Source organism: Arthrobacter sp. B055-34 (assembly GCF_059090425.1).
Genome location: NZ_JBNHFQ010000009.1, coordinates 149016 through 169906 on the forward strand (window position 1 = coordinate 149016; position 20891 = coordinate 169906).

General features: G+C 67.0%; 17 protein-coding genes and 2 tRNA genes. 13 read left to right on the top strand and 6 right to left on the bottom strand.

Annotated features, from left to right (window positions below; all coding sequences use genetic code 11):
* Positions 1–84 precede the first annotated feature (84 nt).
* The 4 genes from AC5RWO_RS17095 to AC5RWO_RS17110 form a co-directional block, all read right to left on the bottom strand.
* Positions 85–2583 (bottom strand): ABC transporter permease, encoded by a 2499-nt coding sequence (locus AC5RWO_RS17095; protein WP_498732722.1) that lies wholly within the window; start codon positions 2581–2583, stop codon positions 85–87.
* Positions 2584–2610: 27 nt separating this feature from the next.
* Entirely contained in the window at positions 2611–3393 is a 783-nt protein-coding gene (locus AC5RWO_RS17100) for an ABC transporter ATP-binding protein (protein ID WP_498732723.1), read from the bottom strand.
* An 87-nt stretch (positions 3394–3480) separates the two neighbouring features.
* Positions 3481–4158, bottom strand: coding sequence for a response regulator (locus AC5RWO_RS17105; protein WP_498732763.1), 678 nt, complete (start codon positions 4156–4158; stop codon positions 3481–3483).
* Between the two features lie 60 nt (positions 4159–4218).
* Entirely contained in the window at positions 4219–5400 is a 1182-nt protein-coding gene (locus AC5RWO_RS17110; RefSeq protein WP_498732724.1) for a sensor histidine kinase, read from the bottom strand.
* 117 nt (positions 5401–5517) lie between these two features.
* On the opposite strand from AC5RWO_RS17110, the gene AC5RWO_RS17115 reads away from it, so the two are divergent.
* From AC5RWO_RS17115 to AC5RWO_RS17165, 11 genes are all read left to right on the top strand, one after another.
* The gene (locus AC5RWO_RS17115; RefSeq protein ID WP_498732725.1) at positions 5518–6585 is read left to right on the top strand and encodes a 3-isopropylmalate dehydrogenase; all 1068 of its coding nucleotides are present in this window, start codon (positions 5518–5520) and stop codon (positions 6583–6585) included.
* A 54-nt stretch (positions 6586–6639) separates the two neighbouring features.
* A complete protein-coding gene (locus AC5RWO_RS17120; protein WP_498732726.1) occupies positions 6640–7743 on the top strand; it encodes a branched-chain amino acid aminotransferase in 1104 nt (367 codons plus the stop codon).
* Positions 7744–7941: 198 nt separating this feature from the next.
* On the top strand, positions 7942–8970 hold the full coding sequence (locus AC5RWO_RS17125) for a M14 family zinc carboxypeptidase (protein WP_498732727.1): 1029 nt from the start codon (positions 7942–7944) through the stop codon (positions 8968–8970).
* A gap of 140 nt (positions 8971–9110) precedes the next feature.
* On the top strand, positions 9111–9914 hold the full coding sequence (locus AC5RWO_RS17130) for an MBL fold metallo-hydrolase (RefSeq protein WP_498732728.1): 804 nt from the start codon (positions 9111–9113) through the stop codon (positions 9912–9914).
* A 10-nt stretch (positions 9915–9924) separates the two neighbouring features.
* On the top strand, positions 9925–10698 hold the full coding sequence (locus AC5RWO_RS17135; RefSeq protein WP_498732729.1) for a fumarylacetoacetate hydrolase family protein: 774 nt from the start codon (positions 9925–9927) through the stop codon (positions 10696–10698).
* A gap of 12 nt (positions 10699–10710) precedes the next feature.
* Complete coding sequence (locus AC5RWO_RS17140; protein WP_498732730.1) at positions 10711–11307, top strand: hypothetical protein; 597 nt, start codon at positions 10711–10713, stop codon at positions 11305–11307.
* 51 nt (positions 11308–11358) lie between these two features.
* Positions 11359–12873 (top strand): glutamate--tRNA ligase, encoded by a 1515-nt coding sequence (gene gltX, locus AC5RWO_RS17145; RefSeq protein WP_498732731.1) that lies wholly within the window; start codon positions 11359–11361, stop codon positions 12871–12873.
* A 150-nt stretch (positions 12874–13023) separates the two neighbouring features.
* A tRNA-Gln gene (locus AC5RWO_RS17150) sits at positions 13024–13095 on the top strand.
* Between the two features lie 116 nt (positions 13096–13211).
* A tRNA-Glu gene (locus AC5RWO_RS17155) sits at positions 13212–13284 on the top strand.
* Between the two features lie 126 nt (positions 13285–13410).
* Positions 13411–15204, top strand: a complete 1794-nt coding sequence (locus AC5RWO_RS17160) for a dynamin family protein (protein WP_498732764.1) — start codon at positions 13411–13413, stop codon at positions 15202–15204.
* A complete protein-coding gene (locus AC5RWO_RS17165; RefSeq protein WP_498732732.1) occupies positions 15201–16850 on the top strand; it encodes a GTPase in 1650 nt (549 codons plus the stop codon). Before AC5RWO_RS17160 ends, AC5RWO_RS17165 begins: the two co-directional genes overlap by 4 nt.
* A gap of 35 nt (positions 16851–16885) precedes the next feature.
* Here the strand turns inward: AC5RWO_RS17165 and AC5RWO_RS17170 are convergent, their stop codons facing one another.
* Positions 16886–17413, bottom strand: a complete 528-nt coding sequence (locus tag AC5RWO_RS17170; RefSeq protein ID WP_498732733.1) for a DUF1697 domain-containing protein — start codon at positions 17411–17413, stop codon at positions 16886–16888.
* A 105-nt stretch (positions 17414–17518) separates the two neighbouring features.
* Here AC5RWO_RS17170 and AC5RWO_RS17175 point away from each other — a divergent pair, with 105 nt between their 5' ends.
* On the top strand, positions 17519–18523 hold the full coding sequence (locus AC5RWO_RS17175) for a thiamine-phosphate kinase (RefSeq protein ID WP_498732734.1): 1005 nt from the start codon (positions 17519–17521) through the stop codon (positions 18521–18523).
* Positions 18524–18533: 10 nt separating this feature from the next.
* Here the strand turns inward: AC5RWO_RS17175 and AC5RWO_RS17180 are convergent, their stop codons facing one another.
* Entirely contained in the window at positions 18534–19253 is a 720-nt protein-coding gene (locus AC5RWO_RS17180) for an IclR family transcriptional regulator (protein ID WP_139006532.1), read from the bottom strand.
* A 158-nt stretch (positions 19254–19411) separates the two neighbouring features.
* On the opposite strand from AC5RWO_RS17180, the gene leuC reads away from it, so the two are divergent.
* Entirely contained in the window at positions 19412–20890 is a 1479-nt protein-coding gene (gene leuC, locus AC5RWO_RS17185; protein WP_074701998.1) for a 3-isopropylmalate dehydratase large subunit, read from the top strand.
* Position 20891 lies beyond the last annotated feature (1 nt).

A 20891-nucleotide genomic window follows, 5' to 3' on the forward strand; every position in this document is an offset into this window, starting at 1 on the left:
TCCCGCCGGAGAACCAGCCGGACAAGGATATGGCGGCGCTTCCGTTGAGGGAAGCGCCGCCACGATGCTGCCGTGCCGGGCATGTCAGACGGTGGCCAGCCCCTCGACGGGGGAGAGCCGTGCCGCGCGGCGGGCCGGCATAACGGAGGCCAGCAATCCGGCCACCACGGCGACCGCCAGCACAGCGGCCAGCTGCAGCCACGGCACGTCCGGCACGACGGCGGTGAACGTGCCCAGCGCGGACTGTGCGCCGAGCCAGCCGTACAGGATGCCCAGCCCGGACCCGATCAACGCCGCCACGCCCGCGATCAGGACCGCCTCCAGGGCAAGCATGCCGCGCAGCTGGTTCCGGGTCAGGCCCAGCGCCCGCAGCAGCGATGACTCCTGCGTCCGTTCCAGCACCGAGAGCGAGAGCGTGTTCGCCACGCCCACCAGCGCGATCAGCACCGCCACGGCCAGCAGCCCGGTGACCACCAGCAGCAGCACGTCGATGATCTGGTTGAACGCCGCCCGCTCAATGGCCGCCCCGGAGATCTGGTAGTCCTGCACGTTCAGCCCGGCGGCCAGTCCACTGCGCAGTTCCATCAGCGCCGTGGCGTCGAGATCCCGGTCCACGGACAGCCACAGCTGCGGCAGGGACGAATAGTACTCCTCGCTGTCGGAGGCAGCGGGGGCGGGCACGCCGATCTCTTCGGCCACGGCGGAGGACATCAGCGGCGGGAAGGAATAACTGCTGGCCTCCACCACCTGCAGCTCCTTGGTGCCGCTGCTGCCGGTGACGGTAAGCGTGTCCAGGCCCGAGCCTTCGGCCAGCAGCACGGTATCGGCGTCCAGCGGCAGGGACTGGTCCTGCAGCAGCTCCCGCTGTGCCGGTTCCAGCTGGTAGACGCCCGTCCGTTGTCCGTTCACCGTGGCGTAGCCGCCGGTCGTGACCAAGCCGGCGGCAGCCACGCCGTCGTACGTCAGGGCGGTTTGCGCGGCTGCCTCATCGAGCGGCCCGCCGTCTTCGGCGAGGTCACCGATGCTGATGTCCACCGGGTACTGCGCGCTGAGCTCGGATTCGAACGCCGTGCGGGCCGTCTGCGCGCCGGTCATCATCATGACCACCAGCGTCACGCCGATCAGCAGTGCGGTGGCGGTGGCTGAGGTGCGGCCGGGGTTGCGCACCGCGTTGACGGCGGCCAGCTTGCCGGGCACGCCCAGCGGCTTGGCCAAGGCACCGACGGCGGTGACCAGCGGCGGCACAAAGAGCGTGGCGCACATCAGCAGCCCGATGAAGGAGATGGCGCCGCCGGGCAGGGCGATGAGCAGGTTGGCGCTGAGTGCGCCCAAGCCAAGTACGACGGCGCCACCCACCACGAGCGCGATGCCGAACCCGAGCCTGATCTTGCCTTTCCGGTTGCCCACACGCACATCCTCGGCCGGGCGCAATGCCGCCAGCGGTGCGACGGCTGTTGCGGCGCGGGCCGGGGCGAGCGCGGCGAGGACCGTCATCACCATTCCGGTGACCAGGCCGACCGCAACGGCGAGCGGCGGGACAGCCAGGGCAGCGAACTCGGTGTCCGGACGGCCCTGTAGCACGGCAATGATGCCGGCCATCAGGCCCACGGCTCCGAGCACGCCGATGACAGAGGCCACAACGCCCACCAGCAAGGCCTCCACCAGCACCGAGCGGCGGATCTGCCCGCGGTCGGCACCGATGCAGCGCAGCAGCGCCAGCTCCCGGGTGCGCTGCGCGATCAGCACGGAGAAGGTGTTGGCGACTACGAGGGCGGACACCAGGACCGCCACCAAGGCGAACGCCAGCAGCACTATGGTCAGCTGGTCCGTTCCCCCGGTGAAGCTGGCCACGACTTCCTTGGTCTGCTCGGCCGCGGTGTTCACGGTCGGGTCCGCGAAGCCGGCGCCGGCCAGGGCGGCGGCGACGTCGTGCTTGGCTGCGGCAACGGCGGTGCCGGCGGCCAGATCCAGCTGGATGCTGTGTACCTGGACCGGAGCTTGCTCGCTGGCGAGCGCAGTGATGAGTCCGCTTGTGCCGAAGAACTGCGGCTGGCCCATCATCAGCGGGTCCTTCGACGCCTTCACGATGGCGGAGACGGTGGCGGGGACGCCGCCGGCGGCTACGTCCTCGGCGGCCGCCATCCCGGCGCCCGGCGCGAGCTCGAGCTCGCTGCCGACGGTCAGGGCGAGGCGCTCGGCGGTGGCATCGTCCACCGCCACTTCGCCACTGCCGGGCAGCGTACCTTCTATCAGTTCCAGGTTGTCCAGACCGGCCGACGGCGCAGTGTTCTGCAGCGCGCCGTAGCCGGCCTCACCAGCCGTGCCGAAGGCGATGTGGGTCTGCTGCTGGACAAAAACCTCTGCTACGCCGTCAGCGTCCGCCACGGCTTCGGCTGCCTGTTCATCCAGCGGCTTTTCCGGACCGGCGCTGACCACCAGGTCCGCGTTCCGGAAACCGGCGCCGACGCTGTTGCCCAGCGAGGCTTCGGTGGAGGCGTTGACCATCAGCGTGGCCGTGAGGAAGCCGACCGCCATCACCACGGCCAGTGCGACGGCGATGAACCGGCGCGCATGCTGCTTCACCTGTGCGAGTGCTACCTGCAGCACGGCTCAGGCCCCCAGCTTCGCCAGTGCGGCCAGGATGTGCTCGGTGTCCGGGCGCTCGAGCTCGCCTACCAGCGCGCCGTCGTTCATCAGGACCACGCGGTCGGCATAGGAGGCGGCCACGGGATCGTGGGTAACCATGATGATGCTTTGGCCCATCTCCGTGGCGGAGCGGCGCAGTAGCGAGAGCACTTCGGCACCGACCTTGGAGTCGAGGTTGCCGGTGGGTTCGTCGCCGAAGATCACATCCGGCCGGGTGAGCAACGCCCGGGCCACCGCGACGCGCTGCTGCTGCCCGCCGGAGAGCTCGTGCGGTCGGTGCGTCAGCCGCTCCGCCAGCCCCAGGGTGGAGGTCACGTACCGGAACCAATCCTTGTCCACGGTGCCACCGGCCAGCGCGATCGGCAGCGTGATGTTCTGTTCGGCCGTCAGGGTGGAGACCAGATTGAAGGCCTGGAAGACGAAGCCCACGCGCTCGCGGCGCAGCTTGGTCAGCTGGTTGTCGTTCAGGGCGGTGATCTCGGTGCCGCCGATCCAGATCTTTCCCGAATCGGCGGTGTCCAGACCGGCCAGGCAGTGCATCAGGGTGGACTTCCCGGAGCCGGAGGGACCCATGATGGCCGTGAACTTGCCGCTCTGGAACGCCACATCGACATTCTTCAACGCGTGGACGCGGGTATCTCCCGTGCCGTAGGTCTTGTTGAGGGCCTGCGTGGCTGCCGCGGCGGTGGAATTCCCGGAGCCGTTCGGGGCCGCGGACGCGAGTGATTGCTCAGTGCTGGTTTTCATACTCCAACGTTACGAACCAAGGACGCCCGGCGGATCGGCCCCCGGTCTGGTGTTCTGCAGCCCCGTCTCATACCCAGGGTTGAGAAGTCAGGGTGTGACAATCCCGGTTTCGTAGGCGATGACCACGGCCTGCACCCTGTCCCTGGCATTAAGCTTGGCCAGGATATGCCCCACGTGCGTCTTCACCGTGGCCTCGGAGAGGAACAGGGTTGTAGCGATCTCCGGGTTGGACAGCCCCTGGGCAATCAGCGTGAACACCTCGCGCTCGCGGGCGGTAAGCGTGTCCACCGCGGCGGCATGGCGGCTCACCTCGGGACTCGGCGCGCGCAGCAGCGGGGCCACATGGTCCAGCAGCCGGCGGGTGGTAGACGGCGCGATCACGGCGTCGCCCCGGTATACGGTCCGGATGGCCTCGAGGAGCTCCTCCGGCGGCGCGTCCTTGAGCAGGAAACCGCTGGCCCCGGCCTGGATCGCCGACAGCGCGTACTCATCCAGGTCGAAGGTGGTGAGCACCACGACCTTCAGATCCTGCCCCTCCGGTCCACCGTTCAGGGATGCCCGCGCCAGCAGTTTGCCGGTCGCCTCGATGCCGTCCATGCCCGGCATCCGCACGTCCATCAGAACGACGTCGGCACGAACCACCGCGAGTGCGTTCACCGCTTCCTGTCCATTGCCGGCTTCGGCCACCACCTCAAGGTCGGGCTGGGAATTGATCAGCATTTTGAAGCCGCCGCGGACCAGCTGCTGGTCATCGACGAGGGCCACGCGGATCGGTTCCTGGCCGGCGCGGCGGGTTTCGGCTTCGGCAGCTGGAAAGCTCACTCTTTAGGCCTCCGTGTAGGGAATGAATGCGTGGACGCGGAATCCGCCGCCGGGCTTCGGGGCGGCTTCCACCGTCCCATCGTAGAGCGACAGGCGTTCGGCCATGCCGATGATGCCCTGCCCGCTGCCCGCGGTGGCAGGATACGCACCGGCGCCGCGGCCGTCGTCGTCAATCCGGATCTGCAGGCCACGGCTGGTCCATTCAAGCAGCACCTGTGCCGAGGCGTCCGGCCCGGCATGTTTGAGGACATTGGTCAGGCCCTCTTGCACCACGCGGTAGCCGGTGAGTTCCGCGCCGCTTGGCATCGCACGCCGCGGCTCGCCTGTACGTTCCAGCGCAACTTCCAGGCCGGAACGGCGGACCGTATCCACCAGCGTCTCCACGTCCGCCAGCGTAGGGAGCGGCCGGACGGAAGCGACGTCGTCGCCGCGCAGCACACCGAGCAGACGGCGCATGTCCCGCAGCGAGGCGCGCCCGGTTTCCGCGATAGTGCCCAGCGTCTCGGTCGCCACCGCCGGATCCTGCGCGCTCGCATACCGGGCGCCGTCGGCCTGCGTGATGATGACCGAGAGCGAGTGCGCCACGATGTCATGCATCTCGCGGGCGATGTGGCTGCGCTCATCCGCGGCGGCCAGGTCGCGTTCCTGCTGCCGCTCGATCTCCAGCCGGTGCGCCCGGTCCTGCAGCGCCTGCACGGTCAGCCGGCGGTTGCGCACCAGGTCGCCCAGGGTCCAGGAAACCAGCACCACGGCGTCGATCGCCACCAGCGTGATGAGGAAGGCGGGGATGCTGCCGGAAGGGCCGTTGGGAATGAACGAGAAGCGGACAACGAACATGGCGCCGCCGAGCAGGGCCAGTACCAGACCGCCCAGGCTGGCCCAGCGCGGGGCATAGGCAGCCAGTGAAAACACCATGACCAGCACCAGGGTCTGCGCGGGGACGGGCACGGACAGGAAGGCAACATTGAGCAGTGCCGCCACGGCCATCGCCGCGCCGGACTGCCACGGATACGTGCGCCGCCATGCCAGCGGGATGATCAGCAGCGCCGAAAGTGCAAAAGCCGGCAGGTCCGCGGCGGCAACGTAAGGCAGGGCGGAGACGGCGAAGGCCGACAGCATAATGATGAGATCTACTTTGCCGGGATTCTCCTGGAACCAGTTGTAGATCCTGTGGTGCACGCGCATGATTCAAAACTCTATGCCGCGGCCGGGGCTGCCCGCGTCATGCCCAGGTCTGATTTGCAGTGTTCACAAAGTGAGATGGCTTGCTCAAGATGTGGGATTATTCCCTAGACTGGAGGCATGAACGCAGCAGAGTCACAGGCATTTTCACTGGCAATCATCCCCGGAGACGGGATCGGTCCGGAGGTGGTGGCCGAAGGAGTCAAGGTTCTCAAGGCGGCGACCGCCAACGAAGACGCTACCTTTGAGCTGACGGAGTACAAGCTCGGTGCCGAGCACTGGCTGGCCACGGGTGAGACCCTGCCCGAAGACACGCTGGACAAACTGCGCAGCCACGACGCCATTCTGTTCGGTGCCGTCGGTGCCGCCCCGGGGGACACCCGCATTCCCTCCGGCATCATCGAACGCGAGATGCTGCTTAAGCTGCGCTTCAGCTTGGACCACTTCGTCAACCTGCGCCCGTCCAAGCTCTTCCCCGGCGTGCCCAGCCCGCTGGCCAACCCCGGCGAGGTGGATTTCGTCGTCGTGCGTGAAGGCACCGAAGGCCCGTACGTTGGCAATGGCGGCGCGCTTCGCGTGGGCACGCCGCACGAGATCGCTACCGAGGTCTCGGTCAACACCGCACACGGCGTGGAGCGCGTGGTCCGCGATGCCTTCCGCCGCGCGTCGGCCCGCCGCAAGAAGCTGACGCTGGTCCACAAGCACAATGTGCTCGTCCATGCCGGCCATCTGTGGCGCCGCCAGGTAGAGGCAGTGGGTCGCGAATTCCCCGAGGTCGCCGTCGACTACCTGCACATCGATGCGGCCACCATCTTCATGGTCACCGACCCGGCCCGCTTCGACGTCATCGTCACGGACAACCTCTTCGGCGACATCATCACCGACCTGGCCGCCGCCATCACCGGCGGCATCGGCCTGGCCGCCTCGGGCAACATCAACATGGACCGCACCGCCCCGTCCATGTTCGAACCGGTCCACGGCTCCGCCCCGGACATTGCCGGCCAGCAGAAGGCCGATCCGACCGCCGCCATCCTGTCCGTGGCCCTGCTGCTGGAGCACCTGGGCCTGGACGCTGCCGCCGCCCGGGTGCAGGATGCGGTGGAGAAGGACATTGCCGGCCGCGGTACCGAACCGCGTACGACGTCGGAGATCGGCGATGCTATTGCCTCACTTTTGGCAGTAGGCTAGTTAGCAGCCCTTAACTCGAATCACAACGTCGTGCCCTAAGACCGTGGAGGAACCATGACCCAAACGCTGGAATTCACCCAGCAGCTCTCGGACCATCCGAAGAGCGCCGAAGAACGTGCTGCCATTCTGGCCGACCCGGGTTTCGGCAACTACTTCACGGACCACACGGCCGTCGTCGATTACAAAGTCGACGCAGAAGGGAACGGCGGCTGGTCCGGCGCGCGGATCGAGCCTTACGGTCCCATCGCCCTGGATCCCTCCGCAGCCGTGCTCCACTACGGCCAGGAAGTCTTCGAGGGGATGAAGGCCTACAAGCACGCGGACGGTTCGATCTGGACCTTCCGCCCCGAGGCCAACGCGAAAAGGATGAACCGCTCCGCCCGCCGACTGGCGCTGCCGGAGATTCCGGAGGAGACGTTCCTGGAGTCCCTGCGGCAACTGGTGGAGGTGGACAAGGACTGGGTGCCCAACGGCGACGGCGAAGCGCTATACCTGCGCCCGTTCATGATCGCCACCGAGGCGTTCCTCGGCGTGCGGCCGGCGCGGGAAGTTTCCTTCCGCGTCATCGCCTCGCCGGTCGGCAACTACTTCGGCGGCGAGCTGAAGCCGGTGTCTATCTGGCTGTCCGAACAGTATGCCCGGGCCGGCCGCGGCGGTACCGGGGAAGCCAAATGCGGCGGCAACTATGCAGCCTCGCTGGCCCCACAGATGGAAGCCGAGGCGCACGGCTGCAAGCAGGTACTGTTCCTGGACCCGTTCAATGACAATGCCGTGGAAGAACTCGGCGGAATGAACATTTTCTTCGTGTTCAAGGACGGCACGCTGGTCACGCCCGAGCTCAACGGGAACATCCTGCACGGCGTCACGCGCTCTTCGATCATCCAGCTGGCCAAGGACCGCGGCCTCGACGTGCAGGAACGCAAGATCACCATTGACGAATGGCGTGATGGGGTCGCTTCCGGCGACATCACGGAGGCTTTCGCCTGCGGTACGGCGGCAGTCATCACGCCCATCGGGGAACTGAAGACCAAGGACGGCTCCATCGGCTCTCCGGGCAGCAACGCCGGTGAAGTGTCGATGTCCATCCGCAAGCAGCTGCTGGGCATTCAGACCGGCGCCGTGGAGGACACCCACGGCTGGCTGACCCGCCTGGCCTAGGCACAGCCAGACCGGATCAGGTTACCAAGGGCCCTGTTCGCACAACGCGGACGGGGCCTTTTGCCGTTGGTACGTAGGCCCCTGGAAGGAAAGTTTGGAGTCTGGAGTGTGGATTTGATCGTTTAACCTATCGCCGCCGCGCTTGGGCGGATAGCTTGCAAAGATCACCCGCACATCGCACCAGGAGGAACCTCGTCCATGAGAAAACCACTTGCCGCAGCAGCCCTTGCCGGAGCCCTCGCCCTGACCGCCGTCACGGCACCCGCCGCCGTAGCCGGCGAAGGCCCCAACTACGGCGGCAACGAAACCGTCAACACCTCGATTCTCCATACCTATGAGGAACTGGCGGCTGAGCTCAAGGTGCAGGACGCCAAACAGCCGCGGCTGGACGTTGACGTCATCGGCCAGACCGTCAAGGGCCGCGACATCTTCCTGGCGAAGTACATCAGCAATCCGGAGAACCCCACGGTCCTCTTCCTTACGCAGCAGCATGGCAACGAGCAGCTGACCACGGAAGGCGCCCTGGAATTCATCAAGCACCTGGGCACGGGCAAGACCAAGGGCGTGCTGGACGGGGTCAACGTCCTGATTGTGCCGATGCTCAACGCGGACGGTGCCATGGGGGACGTCAACTTTCCGCTGGACGATTACGTTGCCGCCGGTGACCGGCACTTGACCCGTTACAACGCCAATGAAGCGGACATCAACCGGGACCACATCACCAGGATCCAGCCGGAAACCCAGGCACTGCATGACAATGTCCTGGGCAAGTACAACATCGACTACATGATCGACCTGCACCACCAGGGCGCCCAAAGCGAACGGGACGGCCAGCTCGTCTCCGGCTCCATCCTGTACCCGACCACGGAGAACGTGGAAGCGGATGTGCTGGAAGGCTCGAAGAAGCTCGGCGCCGTCGTCTTTAACGCCGTCGACTCCACGGGCTGGGGCCACTTGGGCAAGTACGTCGGAGGGACCGCCGAAACGATCAGCCGCAACGGCATCGCCGTCGAATACGGCATCTCGACGCTGCTGTTCGAGATGCGCGGCATGAGCGACCACTTCTACGAGGACTATGTACTGGGACAGAAATCCAACGGCTACCTGATCAAGCAAACCGTCACCACGCTCGACGCCGCTGTCCGGGCCATTTCGGACCGCTCCATCGACGACGCCGACACCTCCTTCTGGGATTCGCTCGCCGAGCAGAACACCCGCAGCGAGTAACCCTGGCCGGCACGTAGGCGACATCATAAGTCCGACGGCGGTGCCTGGCTTGGGAGAGCCGGTCACCGCCGTCGTCGCTCCTCGTTCCTTGACCCCGCCAGAAATCCCGGTTCGTGTGCCCGGGATGCAAGGATAGGGACGTGAACGCAGCATCGAATCCGAACCTGGTCCGCAGCAGCACGCTCACCCGCTACCGGCTGGCGCCGAATCCGGGGCCGATGAGCCTGGAGGGGACCCAGTCCTACCTGATCAGCGCTCCCGGCGAGCCCGGCGTCGTCGTCGTGGATCCGGGGCCGCTGGAGGAGACGCACCTGCAGGAACTGGCCGCAGCCGGCAAAGTCGAGCTGGTGCTGATTACGCACCACCACACCGACCACACCGAGGCCAGTGCCCGGTTCCACGCGCTGACGGGAGCACCCGTGCGTGCCTTGGACCGGGCCCAGTGCCACGGCGGCGACCCGCTCACCGACGGCGAAACCATCCGCGCCGCCGGCGTGGACATCTCGGTCCTGGCGACTCCCGGACACACGGCGGACTCCGTGTCCTTCCACCTTCCCAACGACGGGCCGGATGGCTCCGTGCTCACCGGCGACACCATTTTGGGCCGGGGGACAACCATCATCGCCTACCCGGACGGGCGGCTGGGGCCGTATCTGGAATCGCTGGAGAAACTGGCCGCGCTCGGGCCGGCGAAAGTCCTGCCGGCCCACGGCCCCCTCCTGCCTAATCTTTCAGCCATCTGCCGCGAATACGCGGAGCACCGCCAGCTGCGGCTGGACCAGATCCGCGCCGCTCTGAAAGAGCTCGGCGAGCAGGCCGGCGTCGACGCCGTCACCGACCATGTCTACAACGACGTCGATCCGTCCGTGCGCGGGGCCGCCGAAGCGTCCGTCGCGGCACAGCTGGATTACCTGCGCTCCGGAAACCAGCGCCCGAGCCGATAGGGTAGTTCCCATGCGTATCGCCCGATTTGTACTTGACTCTGACCCAGCTTTCGGCATCGTCGAAGGTGACGAAGGAAATGAAGAGGTCGCGGTTATCGCCGGTGACCCGTTCTTCTCCGGTATCCAGCTCACCGGCGCCCGCCACAAGCTGGAGGACGTGCGGCTGCTGGCCCCCATCATTCCCCGCAGCAAGGTGGTCGGCATCGGCCGCAACTACGCCGAGCACATCAAGGAAATGGGCAACGAAACCCCGGCCGCGCCGCTGATGTTCCTGAAGCCCAATACCTCCGTCATCGGTCCGAACGAGCCGATGGTGCTGCCGGAGTTCTCCGAAGAGGTGTCGTACGAGGCGGAGCTGTGCGTGGTCATCGGCCGCATCTGCAAGGACGTCCCGGCCGAGCGGGTCCACGAAGTCATCTTCGGCTACACCTGCGGCAATGACCTGACCGCCCGCGATGCCCAGCGCACGGACAACCAATGGGCCCGCGCCAAGGGCTTCGACGGCTCGGCACCGATCGGACCTTGGATCGAAACCGAGCTGGACACCGAAGACCTGGCGGTCAAGGGCTGGCTCGACGGAGAACTGAAGCAGGACGGCAACACGGCCCAGATGATCTGGAGTGTCAAGGAGCTCGTCGCCTATGTCTCCCAGGCCTTCACCCTGCTGCCCGGCGACATCATCATGACCGGCACCCCGGCCGGCGTCGGCACAATCGAGGCAGGGCAGCGCTACGAGGTTGAGATCGAGGGCATCGGACGGCTGTCCAACACCGCGCGCCGCTAGCCCGGACGAAAGATGACGACGACGGCGCCCCGCGGCCCGGCCGCGGCCCGCACCATCGCAGCCGTGCTGCCGCCCGCCGTCGTCTGGGCCGCGGTCCTGATCTTGAGCCCTGTGCTCGAGTATGGTCTCGGCCGGCTGGCCTGGTGGGGAGCCGGGGCGGCGTTCTTGCTGTGCTTCGTGCCGTGGGCCATCGTCACGTGGCTGGACAAGCGGGGTGACCTGCGCCGCGGGATCCAACGGTTCGGCTTCGGCCCGCTGATGGTCTGCACCGGCGGGTTGATGTACGGGACACTGCGGGCCATCCAGTGGCTGAATGGTCCGCTGGGTCTTGCTGCCGTAATCTTCGCCATTTACGGCGGCTTTGCCCTGCTGCTGATCTTCCGCCGTTTCGGCCCGGACTGGACCTGCATGACCTATGGCGGAGCCGCCGTCATCCTGGTCCTGATGGCTGGAATGCCCGGACTGATCGGCGCGGTGCTGCTCGCCCTCGGCCTCTGGGCCCAGACGCTTCTGCAGCCTGCGCGGGCCGGGCGCTTCGTGGTTTCGGCGCTGGCCGGAGCCGCGGTCTGCGGCGGAATCTACGCACTCCTGGAGCAGGCAGTGCGGTAGCGTCGGTGAGCCGGGGGCAGAGTTCCGGCACGGGCTAAACTGGACTCCATCATGACTAATGCATCCGCGCTTCCCGCTGACCTGCCCACTGTCGATGCCGAAACACCCGTCCGGGTACGGTTCTGCCCGTCGCCCACGGGAACTCCGCACGTCGGCCTCATCCGTACCGCCCTGTTCAACTGGGCCTATGCCCGGCACACCGGCGGCACCATGGTCTTCCGGATCGAAGACACGGACGCCGCCCGCGACAGCGAGGAAAGCTACCAGCAGTTGCTGGAAGCGATGAAGTGGCTCGGCATCACCTGGGACGAGGGCGTCGAAGTCGGCGGTCCGCACGAACCCTACCGCCAGTCCCAGCGCGCTGACATCTACCAGGACGTCATCACCAAGCTGAAGGAAGCCGGCCACGTCTACGAGTCCTACTCGACGCCGGAAGAGGTCGAGGCCCGCCACAAGGCAGCCGGCCGCGACGCCAAACTCGGTTACGACAACTTCGACCGGGACCTGACCGAGGAACAGATTGCCGCCTTCAAGGCAGAGGGACGCGAGCCCGTACTGCGCGTGCGGATGCCGGACGAGGACCTGACCTTCAACGATCTGGTCCGGGGCGAAATCACGTTCAAGGCCGGGACCGTACCGGACTTCGTCGTCGTCCGCGCCAACGGCAAACCCCTCTACACGCTGGTGAACCCGGTGGATGATGCGCTGATGGGCATCACCCACGTCCTGCGCGGCGAGGATCTGCTCTCCTCCACTCCCCGCCAGATCGCCCTGTACCGGGCGCTGGTGGACATCGGCGTGGCGCGCTACATGCCGCTGTTCGGCCACCTGCCCTATGTTATGGGCCAGGGCAACAAGAAGCTGTCCAAGCGGGATCCGGAGTCCAACCTCTTCCTGCATCGCGAACGCGGCTTCATCCGCGAGGGGCTGCTGAACTACCTGTCGCTGCTGGGCTGGAGCCTGTCCGCGGACGAAGACATCTTCACGGTGGACCAGCTGGTGGAGAACTTCGACATCCACGATGTGCTCTCCAACCCTGCGCGCTTCGACCTGAAGAAGGCCGAGGCCATCAATGGAACCCACGTGCGGCTGCTGGAACCGGGGGACTTCAGGCTGCGCCTGGTCCCGTACCTGCAGCATGCGTCCTTGGTAGGGGAGACCCTTACCGAGCGGGACCACATGGTGCTGGCCGAAGCCGCCCCGTTGATCCAGGAACGCATCACCTTGCTGGGGGAAGCGCCGGAAATGATCGCTTTCCTGTTCAAGAAGGACGACGAGATCGACATCGCGGACGATGCCCGCAAGGGACTGCCGGAAAATCTGGCGGAAGTCCTGGACGCGGCGCTGGCTGCCTTGGAGCCGATCGAGGAGTGGACCGCGGAGAACATCCAGACTGCCCTGCGTACGGCGCTGGTGGAAGAACTCGGGCTTAAGCCGCGGCTGGCCTTCGGCCCGGTCCGGACCGCCGTCTCCGGCCGCCGGATCTCTCCGCCGCTGTTCGAGTCCATGGTCATCCTTGGCAAGAACTCCTCGCTGGCCCGCATCAAGGCTTTCCAGAACGCCTAGACCAGGCGCTTTCGGGCGATGTGACGGACGCCTCAGCGGGTAACCGGCTAACCGTTTTGTGTAAACGGGAGACCTCCGGTAAAGTAATTACTCGTGCTGAGGCGCTGAGGAAGCAAGCAAGAAGCTTCCAGCAGGGCCCGAAAGTACCTTTGGGATATGGTGTAATTGGCAACACAACGGTTTCTGGTACCGTCATTCTAGGTTCGAGTCCTGGTATCCCAGCGCTGGGAATTGCGCTGTTTAGAGTGTAGTTCCGGCCAAATAATGAATTTGGCAGCCGGGCAAAGTGTGTGAAATACTCATGAAGCTCGATCGGCGAAAGCCGGTGAAAAGTGCAAGGCCCCATCGTATAGCGGCCTAGTACGCCGCCCTCTCACGGCGGTAACGCGGGTTCGAATCCCGCTGGGGTCACCGATAACCGGTCCCGGACATTTTGTCCGGGGCCGGTTTTTTCGTGTGCACGTTCCGGTCCTGTTCCGCCAACGCTTTTGTGGCAGTATTCCCATGTCAGCGGTGAATGCCCTGAGTGCTGGCATGATGGAATCTGTGACAGGTACAACAGACAGCCGCCCGGAGCAGGCCTCCGACGGGCTGGCGCTGGCGGAGGCGGTCCGCGATGCGCTCAGTGAGCTGACGCTTCCGCTGCATCTGCCGGGAGCCGCACAAGCCCGCCAGGACATCCACGCAGCGCTGGACCAGCTGGAGGACTATGTCCTGCCGCGCTACCGGAGCCTGGACGCTCCGCTGCTGGCCGTCGTGGGCGGATCCACCGGCGCCGGCAAATCAACGCTGGTCAACGCGCTGGCGGGCCGCCCGGTCACCCGCACAGGCGCGATCAGGCCGACGACGCGCCAACCTATCCTGCTGCACAATCCGCGGGACCGTTCCTGGTTTGCGGACCAGCGCGTCCTGCCCGCCCTGAACCGCATCACCTCGGCCGCGGAGCCTGCCGGTGCACTGCCGGCGGAACGGGCCGGCGCAGACCCGGATCCTCGGGCCATGTCCTCCCTGGTCCTCGTCTCGGAAACCACGATCCCGCCCGGCATCGCGCTGCTGGACGCACCCGACGTTGACTCTATTTCGGACGATAACCGCAAGCTGGCCGGCCAGCTGCTGTCGGCGGCAGACCTGTGGCTGTTCGTGACCACTGCAAACCGCTATGCGGACGCCGTGCCGTGGAAGCTGCTGCTGGAAGCCGCCGGGCGGGACATCCTCGTCGCCGTCGTGCTGGACCGTGTTCCGGCCGGCGTCGAGGACGAGGTCCGGGCGGACCTCGCCGGGCTCCTGAACCGCGAAGGACTGGGCAACGCGCGGCTCTTCGTCGTCCCCGAGTCGCCCCTGGACGAGCTGGGCATGCTGCCGCACGCTGCAGTGGCGGACATCCGCGGCTGGCTGCTGGAGATTTCCGCAGATGCCGCGGGCAGGGCCGCCATCGCGCGCAGGACCCTCAGCGGGGCAGTGGCATCGCTGGCCGCCACGACCGCGTCGGTGGCGGATGCGCTGGACGCCCAGTCCGTCGCGGCGGCCAGACTGCGTGACGACGTGCTGGACGCCTATAACAGTGCAGCCCGGCGGACGCTCGACTCCACCCAGGACGGCACGCTGCTGCGCGGCGAGGTGCTGGCCCGGTGGCAGGACTTCGTGGGAACGGGGGAGTTCTTCCGCTCAATCGAGAGCGGGGTGGGCCGGTTGCGGGACCGGATCGGCGCCTTCTTCAGCGGTAAGCCCGCACCCTCCGTCAACGTCGAGGCGGCAATCGAAACGGGGCTGCAGGCCGTGATCGTGGACGAGGCGGCCAAGGGCGCCGAGGACGCCGATGCACGGTGGCGCAACGATCCGGCCGGGCGGCAGCTGCTGGGCAGCAAGGATCTGTCTACCGTCAGCGACGGTTTCAGCGACAAGGCTTCGGCCGAAATCCGCGCCTGGCAGGGTGACCTGCTGGCGATGATCCAGACGGAGGGCGCCAGCAAGAGGCTTACCGCCAGGATGCTTTCCTTCGGGGTGAACGGTTTGGGCGTGGCGTTGATGGTTGTGGTCTTCGCCGCCACCGGTGGCCTGACCGGTATCGAGATCGGGGTTGCCGGCGGAACAGCGGTGGTCGGCCAAAAACTGCTGGAGGCCGTTTTCGGCGAGGACGCGGTCCGCCGCCTCGCCCGCAAGGCGCGGGAAGGGCTGAAGGAACGCACCAAAAACCTGATGCGGGAGGAAGCAACACGTTTCCTGTCCCTGATCGACGACCAGGACGCCGCGGCGCTGGCCGCCGGACTGCGCGGCCAGGCGGCTCAGCTGTCCGCACTGGCCCGACGGACCGGAGCGGAGGGCGCAGCATGAGCCGGCACCGGGGAGAGAAGGAACGCTCGCAGCTGCGCAGCCGGCTGGAGGCCCTGAACACGGCGCGCGAACTTGCCGAAGAACGCCTGCCGGATGAGGCGCTGGCACCCGTCACGGAGGTATTGAACCGGGCCAGCACGCGGCGCTCGTTGTCGGCCGAACATACCGTTGTCGGTTTCTTCGGCGCCACGGGCAGCGGCAAGTCATCCCTGTTCAACGCGGTTGCCGGACAGGAAGTAGCGACCGCTGCCGCCCGCCGGCCGACGACTTCCGAGCCGTTGGCAGGCGTCTGGAATCCTGCCGGAAGCGAGCCGCTGCTCGATTGGCTCCAGGTCAAACAACGGCACCTGATGGACGGTCCGCCGGCCAGCGGCCGCCAGGATCATGGTGCCGACGAGGATGGTTACGGCGGACTGATCCTGCTCGATCTTCCTGATTTCGACTCCACCGCCGTCGAACACCGGCAGATTGTGGAACGGCTTGCGGGCCAGGTGGACGTCCTCGTCTGGGTGCTAGACCCCCAGAAGTACGCCGATGCCGCCCTGCACCAGGGTTTCCTGCGTCCGCTTGCCTCGTACGGAGCCGTCACCATGGTGGTGCTCAACCAGATCGACCGGCTGGCTGCGCGCGAGGTGCGGCCGGTGCTGGACTCGCTGAAGCAGATCCTGGCGCAGGACGGACTCGATGGCGTGGCGGTCTACCCGGCCTCTGCGAAGACAGGCGCGGGAGTCAAGGAGCTGCGCACGGCCATCCGTACCGTGGTCGACCGGCGCCGCGCCAGCACGGAACGCCTGCTGGCCGATATCGACGCTTCTGCCGCCGCGCTGGCGGACGGCTCGTCCGGCCCGGCGCTTCCGGCCGTGCCGAAGGAAGCCAAGCAGACGCTGTCCGAGCACCTCGCCCAGTCGGCGAGCGTGGACGTGGTGGCGGAAGCGGTGCGCAAGTCCTACCGCAGGCAGTCGCACGCCAACACCGGCTGGCCGGTCACCCGGTGGCTGGGCAAACTCCGCCGCGATCCATTGAAGCGGCTCAACCTCGACCGCCGGGACGTCAACCCTGCGGTGAACCGGTCTTCCCTGCCTGAGCCGGGCCCCGCGCAGCGGGCGCAAGCGGATTCCGCGGTCCGGGCCTTCGCCGATGCGGCCGGCAGCCGGGCACCGGAACTATGGCGCGGCTCCATCCGCAGGGCTGCCCGCGCCAGCGCACCCGAGCTGCCCGATGCCCTCGACCAGGCCATGGCCGGGACGGACCTGGGCTCAAATCGGAAGTCGTGGTGGTGGCCGGTGATCGGCATTCTCCAGTGGATCGCACTGGCCGCCGCGGCCGCCGGCGCCCTCTGGCTTCTGGGACTGGCCGTCCTGGGCTACCTCCAGTTCGAAGTACCTCCGGCGCCGCGGGTCGAGGGCTTCCCGGTGCCCACGCTGCTGCTGGTCACCGGCGTCCTGCTGGGCATTGTGCTGGGGCTGGCATCGGGATTGGTGGCCCGCGTGGCAGCGGCATCAAGGGCAGCTAAAGCACGACGGCGGCTGCGGTCGGCGGTGGCCCAGGTGGCGGAGAGGAAAGTGGTGGCTCCGGTGGAGGAAGAGATCCGCCGGTACAACAGCTTCCGGGAGGCTCTGGCGGCCGCGCGCGGGGGCACGGGCTAGCCGCGGCAGGGGCCAGCGAGGCCAGTGGCGGCGTCCTAGCCAGCGGCAGCCAGAACCTTCAGCATCGTACGGAGGTTGCGTGTCGTCGTCGTACTTTTGAATCTCTTGTGTGCCACCAGCTTGTTCACCGGGCTATCCAGCGTGCCGCCCTTGGCCGCCGTCCAAGCCATCGCTTCTGGTCCCAGCAGAATGCCGTCCCCATCCGCGGGAGCGGCTGCCTCGTGCAGTTCCTGCAACTCGGCCGGATCCGATGTGACGGTGACGTAGGCGTGGATGTCGGCGTTGTCGGCCGGGTAAGGGCACGCCGCCACCAGTTCGTCCAGCCGTTCAACAGTGAGCACCACCACCCAGGCGTCGTAGCCGAAGCGCTCGCGCAGTTTCGCCTCGACCAGTTGCTTCACCTCATTGGCTGAGCCATCGCTGGCGCACACAATGTTGCCACGGGCCAGCAGCGTCCTGACATCGTGGAGGGGCAGCTCGGCCAGGGCCGCCTTCAGCTCCGCCATCTTGATGTTGATGCCGCCGACGTTGATCCCGCGCAGGAAGATGGCATAGGTGGTCATGGGGGCAGATTACCGGTTGGCGCGGCGGTAGTGAATGATCTAGTCAGGACCAAACGCAACAAGGCCGCGAAGGAATTTCCGGGGCCGGAACGGGGAAGCGGAGAAGTGGCGGAACATCTCACGGTGGCTCAACTGGACGAGCGGGCACTGCTGGAGCGGATTTTCCCGCGGCTGGGTACGGCCGATGTGCCGGTGGGCCCCGGGGACGATGCCGCGGTGATCGAGGCTCCCGACGGGCGTACCGTGATCTCCATCGACACGTTGGTCCAAGACCAGGACTTCCGGCTCGAGTGGGCCAGCGGCTACCGGAGTTCAGGGTTCGACGTCGGGTGGAAATGCGCCGCGCAGAACGTATCGGACATCAATGCCATGGGTGCCGTGCCCACGTCGCTGGTCATCAGCCTGACCCTCCCCGCGGACACTCCGGTGCGCTGGGTGGAGGACATGGCGGACGGACTCCGCACGGCGCTGCACGAACTGGGGGCGGAGCGGTGCGCCGTGGTGGGCGGGGACCTGGGGCGGGGCGCCGTCCTGGTGGTGACGGCAGCGGTTACCGGGGATCTGCAAGGCAGGGCACCGGTCCTGCGGTCCGGGGCGCGCCCGGGAGACCTAGTGGCGGTCGGCGGATCGTTGGGCAGGGCGGCCGCCGGGCTGGCGTTGCTCGAGGGAACTTCTGGTTACGGCGGAATGCCGCCCGAGCTGCAGGCTCTGGCCACCGCGCAGTCGCGGCCGCTGCCGCCGCTGGCACTGGGGCCGCGGGCTGCGCTGGCCGGAGCGCACGCCATGATGGACATCTCCGATGGACTGATCCGCGATGCCGGAAGGCTGGCCCGTGCGAGCGGCGCCGCCTTGGCCCTTGACTACCAGCGGCTGGACTGTTTCGAGATTCCGCTTCGGCAGGCGGCCCGCATGCTGGACGCGAACCCGCGGCACTGGGTGCTGGGCGGGGGAGAGGACCATGGATTGCTGGCGGTTTTCCCGCCCGCCGCGGAGCTGCCCGAGGGGTTCGTGCACATCGGGAGCGTCGCCGAAGCGGCGGCCGGTGCGGCCGAGGTGACCGTGGACGGCGAGGTCCCGGACGTGCTCGGCTGGGACCACTTCAAGGGCTGACCCGTTGCGTTCAGTCTGTGGTCTTGCGCAGCGCGTCGGTCAACTGCTGTGCGGCCTGGACCACCACTTCTGCATGGATGCGGCCGGGCTGGCGGCTGAGCCGCTCGATCGGTCCGGAAATAGAGACGGCCGCGATCACCCGGCCGGAAGGCCCGCGCACGGGCGCGGAAACGGACGCGACGCCGGGTTCCCGCTCGCCCAGACTCTGGCCCCAACCGCGGCGCCGGACCCCTGCGAGTACCGTCGGCGTAAAGCGGGCGTTCTTCAACCCCTCCAGCAGGCGCTCATGGTCCTCCCACGCCAGCAGGACCTGGGCGGCCGAGCCGGCCTTCATGGAGAGCTGGGTGCCCACCGGGATGGTGTCGCGCAGGCCGATCGGCCGCTCCGCCGAGGCCACGCACACACGCCATTCGCCCTGCCGGCGGAAGACCTGCGCGCTCTCGCCGGTGGCATCGCGCAGCGCAAGCAGCACCGGGCCGGCGGAGGCGATCAGGCGGTCTTCGCCGGCGGCCGAAGCCAGCTCGACCAGCCGGCTGCCCAGGACAAACCGGCCCTGAATGTCGCGGCTGACCAACCGGTGGTGGACCAGGGCCAGCGCCAGACGATGGACAGTAGGCCGCGCGAGCCCGGTAGCGGCCACGAGTTGGGCCAATGTTGTGGGCCCGGCCTCCAGTGTATCCAGCACCATAGCTGCCTTATCGATGACTCCGACGCCGCTTGATTTGTCCATAACATGATATTGCCGTCTCATTATCTGAGATGCAAGTCGAAAAAGTAGCGGGCGACGATGCGGGCTGGGAGAGTTGAAGTACATACTTCTGCGGGCGCCGATGGCAGCTGAATACCGGTTGAAACGGCCCGCGCTGTCACTGATGGAGGGAGCTGGCTATGGCCGGTACAACTGCGGGCAAGACGCTCGCCGAAAAGGTGTGGAATGCACACGTGGTGCGCAAGGGCGACGGCGAAGGAGCCGCGCAGCAGCCTGACCTGCTCTACATCGATCTCCATCTTGTTCACGAAGTCACGTCCCCGCAGGCGTTCGAAGGCCTGCGCCTGGCCGGCCGCCCGCTGCGTCGCCCGGATCTGACCATCGCCACGGAGGACCACAACACTCCGACGCTGGACATCGACAAGCCGATCGCGGATCCGACCAGCCGCACCCAGATCGAGACGCTGCGGGCCAACTGCAAGGAGTTCGGCGTCCGGCTGCACTCCTTGGGCGACGCCGAGCAGGGCATTGTGCACGTTGTCGGCCCCCAGCTGGGCCTGACCCAGCCGGGCCTCACCGTGGTCTGCGGCGACTCGCACACGTCCACGCACGGCGCCTTCGGTGCGCTGGCCTTCGGCATCGGCACCTCCGAGGTCGAGCACGTCATGGCCACGCAGACCTTGTCGCTGAAGCCGTTCAAGACCATGGCGATCAACGTCGAAGGCACCCTGCGCCCGGGCGTGACCTCGAAGGACATCATCCTGGCCGTCATCGCCAAGATCGGCACCGGCGGGGGACAGGGCTACGTGCTGGAATACCGCGGCTCGGCCATCCGGGACCTGTCGATGGAAGCGCGGATGACCATCTGCAACATGTCCATCGAAGCCGGTGCCCGCGCCGGCATGGTGGCGCCGGACGAGACCACCTTCGAATACCTCAAGGGCCGGCCGCACGCACCCGAGGGTGCGGACTGGGACGCCGCCGTCGAGTACTGGCAGACGCTGCGTACCGAGGACGACGCCGAATTCGACGCCGAGGTCTTCCTCGACGCGGACACGCTGGAACCGTTCGTCACATGGGGCACCAACCCGGGACAGGGCGTCTCCCTCTCCGAGTCGGTCCCTTCGCCGGAGGACTTCGCGGACGAGAATGCCAAGGCCTCGGCAGAACGCGCCCTGACCTACATGGACCTGAAGGCCGGCACGCCGATGAAGGACATCCGGGTGGATACCGTTTTCCTCGGCTCCTGCACCAACAGCCGCATCGAGGATCTGCGCATCGCTGCAGACATTATCCGCGGCCGCAGCAAGGACCCGAACATCCGCATGATGGTGGTGCCCGGTTCTGCCCGCGTCCGGCTGGAAGCCGAGGCCGAGGGACTGGACCAAGTCTTCAAGGACTTCGGTGCCGAGTGGCGCTTTGCCGGCTGCTCCATGTGCCTGGGCATGAACCCGGACCAGCTGGCGCCGGGCGAACGCTGCGCCTCCACGTCCAACCGCAACTTCGAGGGGCGCCAGGGCAAGGGCGGCCGCACGCACCTTGTGTCGCCTGTGGTCGCAGCGGCGACCGCAGTGCGCGGCACCTTGAGTTCGCCGTCGGACTTGGATCCTGTTGACGAGGGCCAGGCTCGCCGCCTGAGCGAAACCAGCGCAGCTTAAC

What these genes read in the sequence shown, in the direction of transcription:
- AC5RWO_RS17100 (WP_498732723.1), bottom strand. Translation starts at nt 3,393, where the DNA reads ATGAAAACCAGCACTGAGCAATCACTCGCGTCCGCGGCCCCGAACGGC.
- AC5RWO_RS17110 (WP_498732724.1), bottom strand. Translation starts at nt 5,400, where the DNA reads ATGCGCGTGCACCACAGGATCTACAACTGGTTCCAGGAGAATCCCGGC.
- AC5RWO_RS17115 (WP_498732725.1), top strand. Translation starts at nt 5,518, where the DNA reads ATGAACGCAGCAGAGTCACAGGCATTTTCACTGGCAATCATCCCCGGA.
- AC5RWO_RS17120 (WP_498732726.1), top strand. Translation starts at nt 6,640, where the DNA reads ATGACCCAAACGCTGGAATTCACCCAGCAGCTCTCGGACCATCCGAAG.
- AC5RWO_RS17125 (WP_498732727.1), top strand. Translation starts at nt 7,942, where the DNA reads ATGAGAAAACCACTTGCCGCAGCAGCCCTTGCCGGAGCCCTCGCCCTG.
- AC5RWO_RS17135 (WP_498732729.1), top strand. Translation starts at nt 9,925, where the DNA reads ATGCGTATCGCCCGATTTGTACTTGACTCTGACCCAGCTTTCGGCATC.
- AC5RWO_RS17140 (WP_498732730.1), top strand. Translation starts at nt 10,711, where the DNA reads ATGACGACGACGGCGCCCCGCGGCCCGGCCGCGGCCCGCACCATCGCA.
- gltX (WP_498732731.1), top strand. Translation starts at nt 11,359, where the DNA reads ATGACTAATGCATCCGCGCTTCCCGCTGACCTGCCCACTGTCGATGCC.
- AC5RWO_RS17160 (WP_498732764.1), top strand. Translation starts at nt 13,411, where the DNA reads ATGGAATCTGTGACAGGTACAACAGACAGCCGCCCGGAGCAGGCCTCC.
- AC5RWO_RS17165 (WP_498732732.1), top strand. Translation starts at nt 15,201, where the DNA reads ATGAGCCGGCACCGGGGAGAGAAGGAACGCTCGCAGCTGCGCAGCCGG.
- AC5RWO_RS17170 (WP_498732733.1), bottom strand. Translation starts at nt 17,413, where the DNA reads ATGACCACCTATGCCATCTTCCTGCGCGGGATCAACGTCGGCGGCATC.
- AC5RWO_RS17180 (WP_139006532.1), bottom strand. Translation starts at nt 19,253, where the DNA reads ATGGACAAATCAAGCGGCGTCGGAGTCATCGATAAGGCAGCTATGGTG.
- leuC (WP_074701998.1), top strand. Translation starts at nt 19,412, where the DNA reads ATGGCCGGTACAACTGCGGGCAAGACGCTCGCCGAAAAGGTGTGGAAT.